Genomic DNA, 15,443 nt, shown 5'->3' on the forward strand with positions numbered 1-15,443 from the left:
CCCAGGAGGTCGGCCATGCCCATCGCGACGGTGAACCCGGCGAACGGCGAGACGCTCAGGACGTACGAGGCCATGGGCGAGGAGGAGATCGAGCGCCGGCTCCAGCTCGCGGAGGCCACCTTCCGCACCTATCGGACCACGGGGTTCTACGAGCGGGCCGGGCTCATGCGCCGGGCCGCCGACCTCCTGGAGGCGGACCAGAAGGAGATCGGCAAGGTCATCACCACCGAGATGGGCAAGCCGGTCAAGCAGGCCCGCGCGGAGGCCGTCAAGTGCGCCAAGGCGATGCGCTGGTACGCCGACCACGCGGCCGAGCTGCTCGCCGACGAGGAACCCGCCGAGTCCGACGTGAAGGACTCCGGCGCCTCCCGGGCCCTGGTCCGCTACCGGCCGCTCGGCCCGGTGCTCGCGGTGATGCCGTGGAACTTCCCGCTCTGGCAGGTGATCCGGTTCGCGGCGCCGGCGCTGATGGCGGGCAACGTCGGGCTGCTCAAGCACGCCTCGAACGTGCCGCAGACCGCCCTGTACCTGGAGGACCTGTTCCACCGGGCGGGCTTCCCCGAGGGCTGCTTCCAGACCCTGCTCATCGGCTCCGCCGCGGTCGACGACATCCTGCGCGACGAGCGCCTACGGGCCGCCACCCTCACCGGCAGCGAGCCCGCCGGCCGCGCGGTCGCCTCCACCGCCGGGGAGATGATCAAGAAGACGGTGCTGGAGCTGGGCGGCAGCGACCCGTTCGTCGTGATGCCGTCCGCCGACGTCGACCGGGCCGCCGAAGTCGCGGTGACCGCGCGCACGCAGAACGCCGGGCAGTCCTGCATCGCAGCCAAGCGGTTCATCGTGCACACGGACGTGTACGACGCCTTCGTCGAACGCTTCTCCGAGGGCATGAAGGCGCTGACGGTCGGCGACCCGATGGACGAGGAGACCGAGGTCGGCCCGCTCTCCAGCGAACAGGGCGTGAACGACCTCGTCGAACTCGTCGACGACGCGGTGCGCGGCGGCGCGACGGTGCTGTGCGGTGGCGAACGACCCGACGGTCCCGGCTGGTACTACCCGCCGACCGTCCTCGCGGGCGTCACCCGCGACATGCGCATCCATCGCGAGGAGGCCTTCGGGCCGGTCGCCACGCTGTACCGCGCGGCCGACCTGGACGAGGCGGTGCTGATCGCCAACGACACGGACTTCGGGCTCAGTTCCAACGTGTGGACGCGCGACGACGCCGACGTGGACCGCTTCGTACGGGATCTGGAGGCGGGCGGCGTGTACGTCAACGGGATGACGGCGTCCCATCCGGCGCTCCCGTTCGGCGGGGTCAAGCGGTCGGGCTACGGGCGTGAGCTGTCCGGGCACGGAATCCGGGAGTTCTGCAACATCACCACCGTATGGCACGGAGCGTGAGCCTTCCGCGACTACGATCCCCTTTGTGAACCGCGAAGTGACCCTGCCTCTGATCGTCGACGACCGCGGCACCCTGCAGGTCGCCGCGTCCGACGTGAGCAAGCTTCTGCGCACGGTGGGCGGGCGATGGCTGCGGCTGGTGGAGGCCGGCGAGGAGAGTCTGGACGAGGACACGGTCGCGGCCCTCACCATCGAGCTCGCCAAGCTGGCCGACCGGATCGACGTGGCGTGCATCGCCCACAGCAGCGGCCAGTCCTCCTGACCCGACGCCCCTGGCGCCTGTCCCCGCCTCCCCCGGTCCCCGAGACGGAGTAGTCCGGCGAGAGATCGCCGCCGCTGTGAGTGATCGTGGGTGAACGCCCCGAAAAGGGCGCACCACTTTCCGGCCGGGGGGCGAGAGCCTTCCGCGAGGCGAAAGCAGGCACGGTTCATGGCGACTTTGTGCAGACCCTCGGTGTCCGTTCCAGAGCACGTGATCACGATGGAGGAGACGCTGGAGCTGGCGCGCGAGCGCCACACCGACCATCCCCAACTGCCTCTCGCCCTCCGGCTCATAGAGAACACCGGGGTACGCACGCGGCACATCGTGCAGCCCATCGAGGAGACGCTGAAGCACCCCGGCTTCGAGGACCGCAACCGGCTCTACGAGCGGGAGGCGAAGGCGCGGGTCCCCGCGGTGATCCAACGGGCCCTCGACGACGCGGAGCTGCTCACCACCGACATCGACGTGATCATCTACGTCTCGTGCACGGGCTTCATGATGCCCTCGCTGACAGCGTGGCTGATCAACGAGATGGGCTTCGAGAGCACCACGCGGCAGATACCCATCGCCCAGCTGGGGTGCGCGGCCGGCGGTGCGGCGATCAACCGGGCCCACGACTTCTGCACCGCCTACCCCGAGGCCAACGCGCTGATCGTGGCCTGCGAGTTCTGCTCGCTGTGCTACCAGCCCACCGACATCGGCGTGGGCTCCCTGCTCTCCAACGGCCTCTTCGGCGACGGCATCGCCGCCGCGGTGGTCCGCGGACAGGGCGGCACCGGTGTCCGCCTGGAGCGCAACGGCTCGTACCTGATCCCCAAGACCGAGGACTGGATCATGTACGACGTGAAGGCGACCGGCTTCCACTTCCTGCTGGACAAGCGGGTGCCGGCCACCATGGAGCCGCTCGCACCGGCCCTGCAGGACCTGGCGGGCACCCACGGCTGGGACGCCTCCGACCTGGACTTCTACATCGTCCACGCGGGTGGGCCTCGGATCCTGGACGACCTGAGCAAGTTCCTCCAGGTCGACCGGCACGCGTTCCGGTTCAGCCGGGCCACGCTCACCGAGTACGGCAACATCGCCAGCGCCGTCGTCCTGGACGCGCTGCGCAGGCTCTTCGACGAAGGCGGCGTCCACGACCGGGCGCGCGGGCTGCTGGCCGGTTTCGGCCCCGGCATCACCGCGGAGATGTCCCTGGGCCGCTGGCAGACCGCGGACGACATGCAAGGCGTGAGGCAAGCGTGAGTGAAGAGACGATCGATCGGGCCGACACCGCTCCGCCCGTTCGGGACTGGCCGGCCCTCGACCTGCCCGGCACCGACTTCGACCCCGTCCTCACCGAGCTGATGCGTGAGGGACCCGTCACCCGTATCTCGCTGCCCAACGGCGAGGGCTGGGCGTGGCTGGTGACCCGGCACGACGACGTCCGCCTGGTCACCAACGACCCCCGGTTCGGCCGCGAGGCCGTCATGGACCGGCAGGTCACCCGGCTCGCCCCGCACTTCATCCCGGCGCGCGGCGCGGTCGGCTTCCTCGACCCGCCCGACCACACCCGGCTGCGCCGCTCGGTGGCCGCCGCGTTCACGGCCCGGGGCGTGGAGCGCGTGCGCGAGCAGTCCCGCGGCATGCTCGACGAACTCGTCGACGCCATGCTGAAGGCCGGCCCGCCCGCCGACCTCACCGAGGCCGTGCTGAGCCCCTTCCCCATCGCGGTGATCTGCGAGCTGATGGGCGTCCCGGCCTCCGACCGGCACAGCATGCACACCTGGACCCAGCTGATCCTGTCCTCGTCGCACGGCGCGGAGGTCAGCGAGCGGGCCAAGCAAGAGATGAGCGCCTACTTCGCCGATCTCATCGGGCTGCGGTCGGGCAGCACCGGCGAGGACGTCGCCTCGCTGCTGGGCGCCGCGGTGGGCCGGGACGAGATCACCCTGGAGGAGGCCGTCGGGCTCGCCGTCCTGCTGCAGATCGGCGGTGAGGCGGTCACGAACAACAGCGGGCAGATGTTCTACCTGCTGCTCACCCGTCCCGAACTCGCCGAACGCCTGCGCTCCGAGCCGGAGATCCGCCCCCGGGCCATCGACGAGCTGCTGCGCTGGATTCCCCATCGCAACGCGGTCGGGCTGTCCCGGATCGTCCTGGAGGACGTGGAGGTCGGAGGGGTGCGGATGCGGGCGGGGGACGCGGTCTACGTGTCGTACCTGGCCGCGAACCGCGACCCGGAGGTCTTTCCCGACCCGGACGCGATCGACTTCGCCCGCAGCCCCAACCCGCACGTGTCCTTCGGCTTCGGCCCGCACTACTGCCCGGGCGGCATGCTGGCCCGGCTGGAGTCCGAGCTGCTCGTCGACACGGTCCTGGACCGGGTGCCGGGGCTGAAGCTCGCGGTGCCGCCCGAGGACGTGCCCTTCAAGAAGGGGGCGCTCATCCGCGGGCCCGAGGCCCTGCCGGTGACCTGGTGAGCGGCCTCGCGGCGGTGTCGGAGGGGCTGCTGGTGCCGCCGGGGCACGGGAGGGTCGTGCAGGCACCCGCCCAGCACGTGACGTTCAAGGTGACCGGTTCGCACTCGCGCATGGCCTCCACCTTCGAGGTGATCGTGCCGCCGGGTTTCGACGTCGGCGCCCACGTGCACACCCGCAGCGAGGAGCTGTTCTACGTGCTGGAGGGCGAGTTGGACGTGCTCGCCTTCGAGCCGAGGGTCCGTACCCCCGACAACTGGCAGAAGTGGGAGTCGTCTTCGGGCAACCGGGTGGTGCGCGCGACCCCGGGCACGGTCATCGTCGTGCCTCCCGGCTGCCCGCACGCCTTCGCGAACCCGACGGGCGAGCCCGCCAAGATGTTCTTCCAGGCGAGCCCGCCCCCGGACCACGAACGCTACTTCGAGGAACTCCTGGAGATCCTCGGCGAGGGCGGCCCCCCGGACCACGAGGCCATCGAGGCGCTGCGGGCCAAGTACGACATCGAGCAGCTGACGCCGCTCAGGCACCGGCCGGGCCCGCCCTAGCTCGTCCCGGCCGCCCCAGGGCCTGCCCTAGCGGATCGGCATCCCCGCCAGGGTCCGCGCGATCACCAGCCGCTGGATCTCGCTGGTGCCCTCGAAGATGGTGTAGATCGCGGAGTCGCGGTGCATCCGCTCCACGGGGTACTCCCGCGTGTAACCGTTGCCGCCCAGGATCTGGATCGCCTGGGCGGTCACCTTCTTCGCCGTCTCACTCGCGAACAGCTTGGACATCGACCCCTCGGCCGCCGTGAACGGCCTGCCGTTGATCGCCATCCAGGAGGCCCGCCACACCAGCAGCCGCGCCGCGTCGATGGACGTCCGCATGTCCGCGAGCTGGAAGGCGACGCCCTGGTTGTCGATGATCGGCCGCCCGAACTGCTCCCGGGTCTGGGCGTACTCCAGGGCGACCTCGTACGCGGCCCGCGCGGTGCCGACCGCCATGGCGCCGACCGCCGGGCGGGACGCCTCGAACGTGGCCATCGCGGCGTTCTTCACCCGCTCGCCGCCCTTCCTGGCCTTCTCCCGGGCCCGGGCCAGGCGCGCGTCCAGCTTCTCCTTGCCGCCGAGCAGGCAGGAGCCGGGGACGCGCACGTTGTCCAGGATCACCTCGGCGGTGTGCGAGGCGCGGATGCCGTGCTTCTTGAACTTCTGGCCCTGCGACAGCCCCGGGGTGTTCGGCGGGATGATGAACGAGGCGTGTCCCTTGGAGCCCAGCTCCGCGTCGACGACCGCGACCACGACGTGGACGCCCGCGATACCGCCGTTGGTCGCCCAGGTCTTGGTGCCGTTGAGGACCCACTCGTCCTTGGCCTCGTCGTACACGGCACGCGTGCGCATGGCGGCCACGTCGGAGCCGGCGTCGGGCTCGGAGGAGCAGAACGCGGCGACCTTCACGTCGTTCGGGTCGCCGTACATCTGGGGAATCCAGGTGCCGATCTGCTCCTCGGTGCCGTTGGCGAGGACGCCGACGGCGGCGAGGCCGGTGCCGACGATGGACAGCGCGATGCCGGCGTCACCCCAGAACAGCTCCTCCATCGCCATGGGGATGCCGAGGCCGGTGGGGTCGAAGTACTGCTGGGCGTAGAAGTCGAGGGAGTAGATGCCGACCTTGGCGGCCTCCTGGATGACCGGCCAGGGAGTCTCCTCACGCTCGTCCCATTCGGCGGCCGCGGGGCGGATGACGTCGGCCGCGAAGCCGTGCAGCCAGTCCCGGACCTCCTTCTGTTCGTCGTTGAGCTCCATGGTGAACTCGGCCATGTCCCCTCCAGTGACGCCCGTGCGTGTTACTTGCGGTAACCGAGTCTGTTACCGGTGGGTAGGAAAAGTCAACTCCCGAGGCCCCGTCGCCCTCCCGTTCGATGTCGGGTGCCCGCCGGGTGTTAGTTTGCGCAGGCGTCACCGAACCAGCACGGGTGGGGAGAGCACATGGACACCACGCAGCGGACCGATCAGCAGCGGTCCGCCGACCGCAGACGGCGCGAGCTGCTGGAGGCCGCCGACCGGGTGGTGCTGCGCGACGGCCCACAGGCCTCGATGAACGCCATCGCCGCCGAGGCCGGCATCACGAAACCGATCCTCTACCGCCACTTCGGCGACAAGAGCGGACTGTACGCCGCCCTGGCCATGCGGCACACGGACGCCCTCCTCGCCTCGCTGCGGGCCGCCCTGGACGCTCCGGCGGAGCGGCGGGAACGCGTCGAGGCCACCCTGGACACCTATCTGGCGGCCATCGAGGCACGCCCGCAGGTGTACCGCTTCCTGATGCATCCGGCGGAGGGCACCACCACCCCGGGCGACCAGGCCGACCAGGGTTTCGACGTCGGCAAGCACTCGGCTCCGCTGCTGCGCCGCATGGGCGAGGAACTGGCCCAGGTCATCGAGGAGCGCCTCGACGTCGGGCCGGGCACTCAGCAGCTGGCCCGGGTGTGGGGGCACGGCATCGTCGGCATGATGCACGCCGCCGGGGACTGGTGGCTGGGCGAACGACCGTGCTCGCGCGCGGAGTTGGTCCGCACCCTGGCCGACCTGCTGTGGGGCCGCCTCGCCGCGGCCGGGGACAAGGCGGGCGGCCCGGGGTTCTGACGGCCGCGGGCGGTGCCGGCGGGCCGAACGTGCCCGCACGCCGGAGCCGCCTGCCGACACGCCTCCGCTGACGCGACCAGGCCGACACGGCCGCCCCGCTTACGAGACCACGCCCGCACGGTCCTGCTGACGCGACCACGCCGGTACGGCCGCCCCGCTTACGCGACCGTGCCTACACGCCCCCGCGCCCGCACGGCCCCCGCTGACGCCACCACGCCCGCACGGTCCTGCTGACGCGACCACGCCGGTACCGCCGCCCCGCTTACGCGACCACGCCTACACGCCCCCGCTGACGCCCCCGCGCCCGCACGGCCCCCGCTGACGCCACCACGCCCGCACGGTCCTGCTGACGCGACCACGCCGGTACGGCCGCCCCGCTTACGCGACCACGCCTACACGCCCCTGCTGACGCCCCCGCGCCCGCACGGCCCCGCTGACGGCACCACGCCGATGCGGCCCCACTGCTTCAGCCGCGCCGGCCGCGCCGATGGAGCCGCCGCCGAAGCCCCCGGCTGGAACGCTCAGCGGTGCCAGGACGCCCGCGCCACCTGCCGCATCAGCTTCCGGTGCCGCCGGCCGGCCAGACGGTCGGCGTACACCCGGCCCTCCAGGTGATCGCACTCGTGCTGGAGGCACCGGGCGAAGAACCCCGTCCCGTGCACGGTGACCGGCTCCCCCGTCACCGTGAAGCCCTCCACGACCGCGTGGTCGTGACGCTCCGTCCCGGCCTCCAGTCCCGGCAGCGACAGACAGCCCTCCGGCCCGCGCACCACCACGCCGTCCGTCTCGACAAGCCGCGGGTTCACCACGTGGCCGAGGTGGCGCTCGTCCTCGTCGTCCGGGCAGTCGTAGACGAAGACGCGTACCGGCTCGCCGATCTGGTTCGCGGCCAGGCCGACACCGTGGGCGGCGTACATGGTCGCGAACAAGTCCTCCACGAGCGCCGCGAGTTCCGGACCGAAGTCCGTCACCTCGTCGCAGGGTGCGTGCAGGAGGGGGTCGCCGAGGAGGCCGAGGGGTCGGACGCGCCCGTGGGCGCCCGGGATGGAGCCGTGTCGCATGGCGGCAAGAGTAAGGTCCCTGTGTCCCCCGGCGGCTCGCGCCCACCGCCGGAACCCCGTGGCCGGTGCCGCGATTCGGGAGTGCGAACGGATCTCGATAGGCTGAGGTCCACACCACGTGGCCGTCAGGCTTCAGGCGCGGCGCGTACGCAAGGAGGATCGAGAACTGATGGCAGGCAACTCGGACCCGCTCACGCCCCGGGCCAAGATCGCCGTGACCGCGGGCAAGGCGGTCGCGGCGGCATCTCGTGCCGCGGGGCGCGGTAGCGGTTCGGTGATCGGCGGCAAGGTCGCGCTGCGACTCGATCCCGACCTCCTCGCCAGGCTCGCCCAGCACCTGGACGTGACCCTCGTCTCGGCGACCAACGGCAAGACCACCACCACCCGGCTCATCGCCGAGGCGCTCAAGGCGGCCGGACCGGTCGTCTCCAACGCGCTCGGCGCCAACATGCCGGCCGGCATCACCTCGGCCCTGGCGGCCGGCTCGGAGTCCCGGTACGGCGTCATCGAGGTCGACGAGAAGTACCTCGTCGGCGTCGCCCAGGCCACCGAGCCGAAGTGCATCGCCCTGCTGAACCTCTCCCGCGACCAGCTCGACCGCGCCGCCGAGACCCGGATGCTCGCCGAGAACTGGCGCGAGGGCCTGACCGGTTCCAAGGCCGTGATCGTCGCCAACGCCGACGACCCGCTGGTGGTGTGGGCCGCGTCGTCCTCCCCCAACGTGATCTGGGTCGCCGCCGGGCAGATGTGGAAGGACGACGCCTGGTCATGCCCGGCCTGCGGCGGTGTGATGCAGCGTCCGGGCGACGACTGGTTCTGCGGCGAGTGCGGCTTCCGCCGGCCGACGCCGAGCTGGGCCCTGTCCGGCGACCACGTCCTCGACCCGCACGGCTCGGCCTGGCCGATCCACCTCCAGCTGCCGGGCCGCGCCAACAAGGCCAACGCCGCCTCCTCGGCCGCCGTCGCCGCCGTGTTCGGGGTGCCGCCGCAGGTCGCCCTGGAGCGCATGTACCAGGTGCAGGCGGTCGCCGGACGCTACGACGTCGTGCAGTTCCAGGGCCGTGACCTGCGTCTGCTGCTCGCCAAGAACCCGGCGGGCTGGCTGGAGACCTTCTCCCTGATCGACCCGCCGCCGACCCCGGTGATCCTCTCGGTGAACGCGCGCGGCGCCGACGGCACGGACACGTCCTGGCTGTGGGACGTGGACTACACCCGGCTGACCGGCCACCCGATCTGCGTGGTCGGCGACCGGAAGCTGGACCTCGCGGTGCGCCTGGAGGTCGCGAACCAGCAGTTCCAGGTGTGCGAGGACCTCGACCAGGCGGTGCAGCTGTGCCCGCCCGGCCGGATCGAGGTCATCGCGAACTACACCGCCTTCCAGGACCTGCGCCGCCGCGTCGGCAACTGACCGCGAGACTTCAGGGGACTTTCGTGAGCGACAACCAACTGCGGATCGTCTGGATCTACCCGGACCTCCTCAGCACGTACGGCGATCAGGGCAACGCCCTCGTCGTGGAGCGCCGGGCCCGCCAGCGCGGCCTCGACGTGGCCCGGCTCGACGTGCGCAGCGACCAGCCGATCCCGACCTCCGGCGACATCTACCTGATCGGCGGCGGTGAGGACCGCCCGCAGCGGCTCGCGGCCGAGCGGCTGCGCCGGGACGGCGGCCTGTACCGGGCCGTGGAGAACGGCGCGATCGTCTTCTCCGTCTGCGCCGGCTACCAGATCCTGGGCCAGGAGTTCATCAACGACCTGGGCCAGCGCGAGCCGGGCCTCGGCCTGCTCGACGTGGTCTCCACCCGCGGCGACGGCGCCCGGTGCGTCGGCGACGTCCTCGGCGACATCGACCCGCGCCTGGGCCTGCCGCCGCTGACCGGCTTCGAGAACCACCAGGGCATCACGCACATCGGCCCCGGCGCCCGCCCTCTCGCCCAGGTCCGCTTCGGCAACGGCAACGGCACGGGCGACGGCACGGAGGGCGCGTACAACGACACGGTCTTCGGCACGTACATGCACGGCCCGGTGCTGGCGCGCAACCCGCAGATCGCGGACCTGCTGCTGAAGCTGGCCCTCGACGTGAACGCCCTGCCGCCGACCGACGACCGCTGGTACGAGGCACTCCGCAACGAGCGCATCGCGGCCGCGCAGCAGCCTGCCTGACCTTCATAGGGCGGGCCCGTCTGATGACTCATCCGCACAGGTGAGCGGGCACGTCCAGTAGGCGGACGCACGGTTCGGTCCCGCCCCCCGGTGCCGCTAGGGTGGCGGGGATCGAGCCGGACAGCGCGGTCCGGACCCGTGCCACGTTGAGAAGGTATTTCGGGCTATGCGCATTGGTGTCCTCACGTCCGGCGGCGACTGCCCCGGCCTGAACGCCGTCATCCGGTCCGTCGTGCACCGTGCCGTCGTCGACCACGGCGACGAGGTCATCGGCTTCCGGGACGGCTGGAAGGGCCTCCTGGAGTGCGACTACCTCAAGCTCGACCTGGACGCGGTCGGCGGCATCCTGGCGCGCGGCGGCACGATCCTGGGCTCCTCCCGGGTCCGCCCCGAGCACCTGCGGGACGGCGTCGAGCGCGCCCGCGGCCACGTCGAGGAACTCGGCCTGGACGCGATCATCCCCATCGGCGGCGAGGGCACGCTCAAGGCGGCCCGGCTGCTGTCCGACAACGGTCTGCCGATCGTGGGCGTGCCGAAGACCATCGACAACGACATAGCGGTCACCGACGTCACCTTCGGCTTCGACACGGCTGTGACCGTCGCCACCGAGGCCCTGGACCGGCTGAAGACCACCGCCGAGTCCCACCAGCGGGTGCTGATCGTCGAGGTCATGGGGCGGCACACCGGCTGGATCGCGCTGCACTCGGGCATGGCGGCCGGCGCCCACGCCGTCGTCGTGCCGGAGCGGCCCTTCGACATCGACGAGTTGACCGCGAAGGTCGGCGAGCGGTTCTCGGCGGGCAAGCGGTTCGCGATCGTGGTCGCCGCGGAGGGTGCCAAGCCGAAGGCGGGCACCATGGACTTCGACGAGGGCGGCAAGGACGTCTACGGCCACGAGCGTTTCGCCGGGATCGCCCGTCAGCTCTCGATCGAGCTGGAGGAGCGCCTCGGCAAGGAGGCCCGGCCGGTGATCCTCGGGCACGTCCAGCGCGGCGGCACGCCGACGGCGTACGACCGCGTGCTGGCCACCCGGTTCGGCTGGCACGCGGTGGAGGCCGTGCACCGCGGGGAGTTCGGGATGATGACGGCGTTGCGCGGGACGGACATCGTGACCGTGCCGCTCGCCGACGCGGTGGAGTCGTTGAAGACGGTGCCGGACTCGCGGTACGCGGAGGCGGAGTGCGTTCTTTGAGGTTCACGTAGTTCGCCGACTGCGGGTGGTTCGTGGTTGCTCGCGCCCACGCGGCGGAGCCGCACATCGATACAGCCCCGCGCCCCTGAGGGGCGCTCAACGCCCCCGGTGACAAGAGTTGCCGGGGGCGGTTCTAGTCTGGTGCGGACAGACTGCGTTCAACCCCCACGAAACAGGAGCCGGTGGATGGATCACAGCGGGCACGGCATGACGATGGATCTGCCGCCGTTCACGCTGGGGCGGGGTCTCGCGTGGTCGGCGGACCCCTTCTTCCTGATCGCCTGTCTCCTGGGGCTGGCGCTGTACGGGTGGGGCGTCGTCCGGCTGGTCCGGCGCGGTGACAAGTGGCCGGTGGGCCGGACCGTGTCCTTCGTCGTCGGTGTGCTGAGCATCGTGCTGATGATGTGCACCAAGCTCAACGACTACGGCATGGTCATGTTCAGCGTGCACATGGTGCAGCACATGGTGATCAGCATGGTGTCGCCGATCCTGCTGCTGCTCGGCGCGCCGATCACCCTGACCCTGCGCGCGCTGCCCCCGGCGGCCCGTGGCAGCAAGGGCCCCCGCGAGCTGCTGCTGATGCTGCTGCACAGCCGCTACATGCGGATCGTCACACACCCCGCGTTCACCATCCCGCTGTTCATCGCGAGCCTGTACGGGCTGTACTTCACTCCCCTCTTCGACTTCCTGATGGGATCCAAGGTCGGGCACATCGGGATGATGGTGCACTTCCTCGCCGTCGGGCTGGTGTTCTTCTGGCCGATCATGGGCGTCGACCCGGGCCCGCACCGGCCGGGCTATCTGATGCGGATGCTGGAGCTGTTCGCGGGCATGCCGTTCCACGCGTTCTTCGGCATCGCGCTGATGATGGCGTCCTCGCCCATGGTCGAGACGTTCAAGAACCCGCCCGCGTCGCTCGGCATCGACGCGTTCTCCGACCAGAACGCGGCCGGCGGCATCGCCTGGGCCTTCAGCGAGGTCCCGTCCGTGCTGGTGCTGCTCGCGCTGCTGTTCCAGTGGTACGCCTCGGAGGAGCGGCAGGCCCGGCGCAGCGACCGGGCCGCCGACCGCGACGGCGACAAGGAACTTCAGGCGTACAACGCCTATCTGGCCTCACTGAACACACGCGGCGGCTGAACGGCGGCTCCGTTCAGTAGCATGTGGCGCGTCGGGGGAACCGCCCGGGGGGAGCGGTATGGCACGTCACGTGGGCCGGGTCGTCGCCGGCCGCTATCTGCTGCTGCGCCCGCTCGGCGACGGCGGGTCGGACCGGGTGTGGCTCGCGCACGATCAGCGGCTGGGCTGCGAGGTCGCGCTGAAGGCCGTCCAAGCCGGGTTCCAGGACCTGCCACGGCCGGGCGACCATCCGCACGTGGTGACCGTTCATGACGTGGTGGAGCACGAGGGCGTGCCGTGGACCGTCATGGAGTACGTGGCGGGCGCCGTCGACCTGAGGGAACTGGTCGCCCGGCGCGGTCCGCTGGCACCGGCCGAGTGCGCCCGGATCGGACTCGCCGTGCTCGCCGTGCTCTCCGTGCTCTCCGTGCTCGACGCGCCGACCGCCGGGAACGAGCCGGGTGTGCCGCACCGGCAGGTAGGGCCCGCCGACATCCTGCTGGCGCCCGACCGCCACGGCGCGCCGTACGGCAGGATCCTGCTCCTGGACCGGGCCGGGGACGAGGACGGGAACGGGGACGGAGACGGGAACGGTCTTCTCGCGCTGGGCCGCACGCTCCATTACGCCGTCGAGGGCCGCGAGCACTCCCACACGAAGGTGCCCGTACGCGCCGGTGCCCTGGGGCCCCTGCTGGAGAGGCTGCTGGGCGGGGCCCCGGGGCCCCGCATCACGGCGGCCGAGGCGGAGGCGGAACTGGCGTGGATCGTCACGCCGCAGACCGATGCGTACGTCCGGCCGCGGACCGACCCGGGATCGCGGCCGCCCTGGTCCGCACCGCCCACACCCGTGCCCCGCCCGACTGCCGCCGATCGCCCGACTGCCGCCGCCGCTCGGCAGGCTGCCGCCACCTCCCCCGCCGGGCACCGGCGCCCGCGCCCGCGGGCCCTACGTGCCGCTCTGGCCGGCGGGCTCGGTCTGGTCCTCGCCCTGGGCGGCGTCTGGTACGCCCTGGCCGACCGGGCGGCCGACGGGACCGGGGCACCGTACGGCGACGCCGTGGGGCTCGTGGCGCCGCTGGAGGACGGGGACTGCGTCCGCGCCCGGTGGCCGGGCGGCACCCGGTTCGCGGGGACACCGCGCCTCACCGTGGACCCGGGCTGCCGGAACAAGGCGCCCGACGGCCAGGTGATGGCGTTCGTGCCCGCCTCCTCCGCCGAGGAGGCCCGCGAGCTGGGGCCGACGCGGTGCGAGGAGCGGACGCGGGAGGTCCGGGGCCGGCTGGCCGGGGTGCGCGGTGTGGCGGTGGTCCCGGCCGACGACGGATTAGAGACCGCCCGCAGGCGCACCGCCTGCCTGGTGCTGGGCGCGCACGGGCCGGTGTACGGGCCGCTCGGGCGGCATCGCGAGCCCGGTTCGGTGTTCGCGGACACCGCGACCATGCAGCGCCGGGACTGCCTGGACGTGCGCTCCGCGCGGGAGGTCCGGCTGGTGTCCTGCGCGGGCCGGTACGACGCCCAGGTGCTCGGATTCACCCGATTGGCCTCCGACGTCACGCTCGCCGAGGCTCCCGCGGCGGCGGACCGCGCGTGTGCGCGGGAGGTGCCGCCGCACGACTACGGATTCGACCCCTCCGTGTACGAGGCCGGGTCCCGGACGGCTGCGGGGGCCTGGAAATCCGGCTCACATCTCGCTGTCTGCACCGTACGGAGGCAGAACGGGGGCACCATGGAAGGGAACGGACCATGAGGAGGGTGTTGCGATGCCCGGTTCCACGGACAGTTCCACGAAGACGATGGGGGCGCTCACCATCGGCGGCCTGGTCGCTGTGACGGCCTACACGGTGGCGCTCGGGAGCAACGGCTGGCTGTGGTTCGGCTGGGTCGTGCTGGGTCTGATCACCCTGGGGATGGTGGCCACGCGCAGCGCCTGAGCCCCGTGCGGGGCGCACGGCGACTCACTCGCGGCCGAGCCTGCCCGCCGAGTGCACGCCCGGCTGGTACTTCGGCAGCCGGACCGTGATCTTCATGCCCGCGCCGACGGCCGTCTCGATGACCAGGCCGTGGTCGTCTCCGTAGACCTGGCGGAGCCGGTCGTCGACGTTGGACAGCCCGATGCCGCCCGACGGGCTGACCTCGCGCGCCAGGATGCGGCGCAGCAGGCCCGGGTCCATGCCGGCGCCGTCGTCCTCGATGACGACGAGGGCCTCGGCGCCCGCGTCCTGTGCGGTGATCTGGATGCGGCACCGGTCGGACTTGCCCTCAAGGCCGTGCTTGACGGCGTTCTCGACGAGCGGCTGGAGGCACAGGAAGGGCAGCGCGACCGGCAGCACCTCGGGGGCCACCTGGAGGGTGACGGCGAGGCGGTCGCCGAAGCGGGCCCGCACCAGCGCCAGGTAGTGGTCGATGGCGTGCAGTTCGTCGGCGAGGGTGGTGAAGTCGCCGTGCCGGCGGAACGAGTAGCGGGTGAAGTCGGCGAACTCCAGGAGCAGCTCGCGGGCGCGCTCGGGGTCGGTGCGCACGAAGGACGCGATCACCGCGAGCGAGTTGAAGATGAAGTGCGGGGAGATCTGCGCCCGCAGCGCCTTGATCTCGGCCTCGATGAGCCGGGTGCGGGACTGGTCGAGGTCGGCCAGCTCCAGCTGGACGGAGACCCAGCGGGCGACCTCGCCGGCGGCCCGGACCAGGACGGCGGACTCGCGGGGCGCGCACGCGACGAGGGCGCCGTGCACCCGGTCGTCGACGGTGAGCGGGGCGACCACCGCCCAGCGCACCGAGCAGTCGGGGGTGTCGCAGGTGAGCGGGAAGGCCTCGCCGCGGCCGGTCTCCAGCGGTCCTGCGAGACGTTCCATGATCTCCGAGCGGTGGTGGGCGCCCACGCCGTCCCAGACCAGGACCTCCTTGAGGTCGGTCAGGCACAGCGCGTCCGTGCCGAGCAGGGAGCGCAGCTTGCGGGCCGACTTCCCCGCGGTCTCCTCGGTCAGGCCGCCGCGCAGCGGGGGTGTGGCCAGGGACGCGGTGTGCAGGGTCTGGAAGGTGGCGTGCTCGACCGGGGTGCCGAGGCCACCGAGGTTCTGCGGGCGGGCCGTGCGCCGCCCCAGCCAGAAGCCCGCCGCCAGCAGGGGGAGCAGGGCGACGGCGAGGCCCGCGAGGAAACCGCCCATGGAGCCG

15 protein-coding genes are annotated in these 15,443 nt (G+C 71.9%); 12 read left to right on the plus strand and 3 right to left on the minus strand.

What is annotated here, in order from left to right:
* Positions 1-15: 15 nt before the first annotated feature.
* The 5 genes from ACFCZF_RS06575 to ACFCZF_RS06595 all read left to right on the plus strand — a co-directional run bounded on the left by ACFCZF_RS06575 (position 16) and on the right by ACFCZF_RS06595 (position 4,667).
* On the plus strand, positions 16-1,401 hold the full coding sequence (locus ACFCZF_RS06575) for an NADP-dependent succinic semialdehyde dehydrogenase (RefSeq protein ID WP_375920692.1): 1,386 nt from the start codon (positions 16-18) through the stop codon (positions 1,399-1,401).
* A 25-nt stretch (positions 1,402-1,426) separates the two neighbouring features.
* The gene (locus ACFCZF_RS06580; protein ID WP_030969080.1) at positions 1,427-1,663 is read left to right on the plus strand and encodes a DUF6213 family protein; all 237 of its coding nucleotides are present in this window, start codon (positions 1,427-1,429) and stop codon (positions 1,661-1,663) included.
* A gap of 90 nt (positions 1,664-1,753) precedes the next feature.
* A complete protein-coding gene (locus ACFCZF_RS06585; protein WP_375920696.1) occupies positions 1,754-2,908 on the plus strand; it encodes a type III polyketide synthase in 1,155 nt (384 codons plus the stop codon).
* On the plus strand, positions 2,905-4,125 hold the full coding sequence (locus ACFCZF_RS06590; RefSeq protein WP_375920699.1) for a cytochrome P450: 1,221 nt from the start codon (positions 2,905-2,907) through the stop codon (positions 4,123-4,125). The genes ACFCZF_RS06585 and ACFCZF_RS06590 overlap by 4 nt, the downstream gene beginning before the upstream one ends.
* A complete protein-coding gene (locus ACFCZF_RS06595; RefSeq protein WP_375920702.1) occupies positions 4,122-4,667 on the plus strand; it encodes a cupin domain-containing protein in 546 nt (181 codons plus the stop codon). The genes ACFCZF_RS06590 and ACFCZF_RS06595 overlap by 4 nt, the downstream gene beginning before the upstream one ends.
* Before the next feature lie 27 nt (positions 4,668-4,694).
* On the opposite strand, the gene ACFCZF_RS06600 is transcribed toward ACFCZF_RS06595, so the two are convergent.
* The gene (locus tag ACFCZF_RS06600; protein WP_376670713.1) at positions 4,695-5,921 is read right to left on the minus strand and encodes an acyl-CoA dehydrogenase family protein; all 1,227 of its coding nucleotides are present in this window, start codon (positions 5,919-5,921) and stop codon (positions 4,695-4,697) included.
* 168 nt (positions 5,922-6,089) lie between these two features.
* On the opposite strand from ACFCZF_RS06600, the gene ACFCZF_RS06605 reads away from it, so the two are divergent.
* Complete coding sequence (locus ACFCZF_RS06605) at positions 6,090-6,746, plus strand: TetR family transcriptional regulator (RefSeq protein ID WP_375920707.1); 657 nt, start codon at positions 6,090-6,092, stop codon at positions 6,744-6,746.
* A gap of 521 nt (positions 6,747-7,267) precedes the next feature.
* Here the strand turns inward: ACFCZF_RS06605 and def are convergent.
* Positions 7,268-7,807 carry a peptide deformylase gene (gene def / locus ACFCZF_RS06610; protein WP_376670714.1) on the minus strand — a complete coding sequence of 180 codons (540 nt, stop codon included), beginning with the start codon at positions 7,805-7,807 and terminating at the stop codon, positions 7,268-7,270.
* Between the two features lie 169 nt (positions 7,808-7,976).
* On the opposite strand from def, the gene ACFCZF_RS06615 reads away from it, so the two are divergent.
* The 6 genes from ACFCZF_RS06615 (at position 7,977) to ACFCZF_RS06640 (ending at position 14,206) form a co-directional block, all read left to right on the plus strand.
* Positions 7,977-9,215: a MurT ligase domain-containing protein gene (locus tag ACFCZF_RS06615; protein WP_310874562.1), complete on the plus strand. Its 1,239-nt coding sequence runs from the start codon at positions 7,977-7,979 to the stop codon at positions 9,213-9,215.
* A gap of 23 nt (positions 9,216-9,238) precedes the next feature.
* Positions 9,239-9,967 carry a type 1 glutamine amidotransferase gene (locus ACFCZF_RS06620; RefSeq protein ID WP_376670715.1) on the plus strand — a complete coding sequence of 243 codons (729 nt, stop codon included), beginning with the start codon at positions 9,239-9,241 and terminating at the stop codon, positions 9,965-9,967.
* 166 nt (positions 9,968-10,133) lie between these two features.
* Positions 10,134-11,159 (plus strand): 6-phosphofructokinase, encoded by a 1,026-nt coding sequence (locus ACFCZF_RS06625; RefSeq protein WP_376670716.1) that lies wholly within the window; start codon positions 10,134-10,136, stop codon positions 11,157-11,159.
* A gap of 186 nt (positions 11,160-11,345) precedes the next feature.
* Positions 11,346-12,296: a cytochrome c oxidase assembly protein gene (locus ACFCZF_RS06630; protein ID WP_376670717.1), complete on the plus strand. Its 951-nt coding sequence runs from the start codon at positions 11,346-11,348 to the stop codon at positions 12,294-12,296.
* 58 nt (positions 12,297-12,354) lie between these two features.
* Positions 12,355-14,022, plus strand: coding sequence for a septum formation family protein (locus ACFCZF_RS06635; protein WP_376670718.1), 1,668 nt, complete (start codon positions 12,355-12,357; stop codon positions 14,020-14,022).
* Between the two features lie 13 nt (positions 14,023-14,035).
* The gene (locus ACFCZF_RS06640) at positions 14,036-14,206 is read left to right on the plus strand and encodes a hypothetical protein (protein WP_107291848.1); all 171 of its coding nucleotides are present in this window, start codon (positions 14,036-14,038) and stop codon (positions 14,204-14,206) included.
* Positions 14,207-14,230: 24 nt separating this feature from the next.
* On the opposite strand, the gene ACFCZF_RS06645 is transcribed toward ACFCZF_RS06640, so the two are convergent.
* Complete coding sequence (locus tag ACFCZF_RS06645; protein WP_375920749.1) at positions 14,231-15,436, minus strand: sensor histidine kinase; 1,206 nt, start codon at positions 15,434-15,436, stop codon at positions 14,231-14,233.
* Between the last annotated feature and the right edge of the window lie 7 nt (positions 15,437-15,443).

It is taken from the genome of Streptomyces sp. NPDC056296, from assembly GCF_042268605.1.
Lineage (GTDB): Bacteria > Actinomycetota > Actinomycetes > Streptomycetales > Streptomycetaceae > Streptomyces.

Bases quoted from the DNA above. Each gene is read 5' to 3' on its own strand.
- ACFCZF_RS06575 (WP_375920692.1), top strand. From the start codon at position 16: ATGCCCATCGCGACGGTGAACCCGGCGAACGGCGAGACGCTCAGGACG.
- ACFCZF_RS06600 (WP_376670713.1), bottom strand. From the start codon at position 5,921: ATGGCCGAGTTCACCATGGAGCTCAACGACGAACAGAAGGAGGTCCGG.
- ACFCZF_RS06605 (WP_375920707.1), top strand. From the start codon at position 6,090: ATGGACACCACGCAGCGGACCGATCAGCAGCGGTCCGCCGACCGCAGA.
- def (WP_376670714.1), bottom strand. From the start codon at position 7,807: ATGCGACACGGCTCCATCCCGGGCGCCCACGGGCGCGTCCGACCCCTC.
- ACFCZF_RS06615 (WP_310874562.1), top strand. From the start codon at position 7,977: ATGGCAGGCAACTCGGACCCGCTCACGCCCCGGGCCAAGATCGCCGTG.
- ACFCZF_RS06625 (WP_376670716.1), top strand. From the start codon at position 10,134: ATGCGCATTGGTGTCCTCACGTCCGGCGGCGACTGCCCCGGCCTGAAC.
- ACFCZF_RS06630 (WP_376670717.1), top strand. From the start codon at position 11,346: ATGGATCACAGCGGGCACGGCATGACGATGGATCTGCCGCCGTTCACG.
- ACFCZF_RS06635 (WP_376670718.1), top strand. From the start codon at position 12,355: ATGGCACGTCACGTGGGCCGGGTCGTCGCCGGCCGCTATCTGCTGCTG.
- ACFCZF_RS06640 (WP_107291848.1), top strand. From the start codon at position 14,036: ATGCCCGGTTCCACGGACAGTTCCACGAAGACGATGGGGGCGCTCACC.
- ACFCZF_RS06645 (WP_375920749.1), bottom strand. From the start codon at position 15,436: ATGGGCGGTTTCCTCGCGGGCCTCGCCGTCGCCCTGCTCCCCCTGCTG.